The organism is Streptomyces regalis (assembly GCF_001509475.1).
Taxonomy (GTDB): domain Bacteria; phylum Actinomycetota; class Actinomycetes; order Streptomycetales; family Streptomycetaceae; genus Streptomyces; species Streptomyces regalis.
Window position 1 is genome coordinate 1 of sequence record NZ_LLZG01000190.1, and the last position, 1,458, is coordinate 1,458.

General features: G+C 69.0%; 1 protein-coding gene. It reads left to right on the plus strand.

Annotation, left to right across the window (positions count from 1 at the left end):
* Window positions 1–214: 214 nt before the first annotated feature.
* Complete coding sequence (locus ADL12_RS21755) at window positions 215–1,387, plus strand: RNA-guided endonuclease InsQ/TnpB family protein (protein ID WP_062704350.1); 1,173 nt, start codon at window positions 215–217, stop codon at window positions 1,385–1,387.
* Window positions 1,388–1,458 lie beyond the last annotated feature (71 nt).

Consider the following 1,458-nt stretch of genomic DNA (forward strand, 5'->3'; position numbering starts at 1 on the left):
ACCCCGGGCGTTCACGCCCGGGAGGAATCGCATCCGGTGGTGGCGGTGCGGAGCGCCGCGGTATCGGCCGGAGGTGACAGGGCCGCGAAGCGGCCGGGTGCTTCCCGGCGGAGCCGGGATCGCTGGCGTCCGAAGAAGGGCATGGGCCACTCGTTCGGGTGAAGGGAGGGGAACATGCGGTGGCATCTCGTACGGGTGTGTACGTTCGGTGATCGTGAAGCTGGTGGTGCAGGTCAAGCTGGAGCCAACGCCCGTGCAGGCGGAGGCACTTGAGGCGACCCTGCACGCCTGCAACGAGGCGGCCACCTGGGCCGCCCAGGTGGCGTTCGAGAAGGATGCACGCCGCCCGCTGGCCCTGCGCAAGCACACCTATGCCGAGGTCAGGGGCCGGTGGGGGCTGGGGGCGCAGGCTGCCCAGCACGCGATCAAGAAGACCTGCGACGCCTACACCACCTTGAAGGCGAACCTGCGGGCCGGACGGTACGGGCGGCCCGGCACCAAACGGCACACCCGAGCCGCGGGCAAGCCGATCGTCTTCCGGCCGGAGGCGGCGCAGCCGTACGACGACCGGATGCTGTCCTGGCAGCACGAGCAGCGCACGGTGTCGATCTGGACCACGGCCGGCCGACTCAAGGGGCTGGCGTTCACCGGACAGGCCGAGCAACTGGCCGTGCTGGCCGCGCACCGCCACGGTGAGTCGGACCTGCTGTGCCGGGACGGAACCTGGTTCTTGATCGCGACCTGCGAGATCCCCGAACAGAGACTGAATGCCCACCCGGTGGCCTTCCTCGGCGTCGATCTGGGCATCGTGAACGTCGCCGCCACCTCTGACGGCGTGAAGCACTCCGGGCGCCGCATCAACCGGAAGCGGGCCAAGGACCGGGAATTGCGGCGCAAGCTGCAGCAGAAGAACACCAAGTCCGCGAAGCGGCGGGCGAAGAAGTACGCGGGCCGTGAGGCCCGCCGCAACAAGGACATCAACCACAAGATCAGCAAAGGGATCGTGGCGGAGGCTGAACGCACCGGTCGCGGGATCGCCCTGGAGGACCTGGGCGGTATCCGTGAGCGGGCACGGCTCAGAAAGCCCCAACGCACCACGCTCCACTCCTGGCCCTTCGCCCAGCTCGGCGCCTTCATCGCCTACAAGGCGAAACGCGCCGGGGTGCCGGTCGTGTACGTCGATCCGGCGTACACCAGCCAGGAATGCTCCCAGTGCCACCACATCGAGCGCGGCAACCGGCCCTCCCAGGCCCGTTTCGCGTGCCGGGTCTGCGGCTTCGTTGAGCACGCCGACCTCAACTCGTCCCACAACATCGCCCACCGCGGGTGGCTGGCGTGGGTCTGCGGGGTCCAGTCAACGGCCCCTGAACTCACCCTCATTGCGTGAGATCTGGACGCGGCCGGGCCACCACCGCCAGTGATGGTCACGAGCTGCAAGCCCGGGCATTCATGCCCGGG